Below are 484 nucleotides of genomic sequence, written 5' to 3'. Positions count from 1 at the left end.
CTCGCCGACATCGACCAGCCGACGATCATCCTCGACCACACGTCCATCACGACGGCCAGGCAGGGCCAGCCCTGATGGGTCCTCACGTAGGTGATGTCCGCGAACCACACCTCGTTCGGCCCGCCCGCGGCGAAGTCGCGGCGCACCAGGTCGGGCGCGGAGCACGGCTGCGGCGCCGCCTGCTTTACCTCGCCTTTGGGGCGCTTGGCGCAGCCGCGCGTCGTGCCGGCCCAGCCGTTGTCGCGCATGATGCGCGCCACGCGCTTGCGGGAGGTGCGCACGCCCGCCTTCTTGAGCTCTTGGAACACCTTCGGGGCGCCGTAGATGCCCCGGCTGGCCGCGCGCACCTCGGAAATCATGGCGACGAGCTCCCCGTCGCGCCTGTCGTGCGCGCTCGGCGGCCGCTTCCTCCATGCGCGGTGGCCCTGCCTCGTGACCCCGAGGGCGGAGCACATCTCCGAGATCGTCCACACGCCCTCGTTGA

The 484-nt window shown here is 71.3% G+C and carries 1 protein-coding gene; it reads right to left on the bottom strand.

Translation table 11 applies throughout. The annotated features are described in order from the left end of the window. Positions 1–359: IS3 family transposase (locus H6A21_RS11345; protein WP_204562784.1), on the bottom strand; the 359-nt coding region annotated here is incomplete at its 3' end. Between the last annotated feature and the right edge of the window lie 125 nt (positions 360–484).

Source organism: Collinsella tanakaei, assembly GCF_016902615.1.
Lineage (GTDB): Bacteria > Actinomycetota > Coriobacteriia > Coriobacteriales > Coriobacteriaceae > Collinsella > Collinsella tanakaei_A.
The sequence above is the reverse complement of the archived record's forward strand: the minus strand, read 5'-3'. Positions and strand labels throughout refer to the sequence as shown.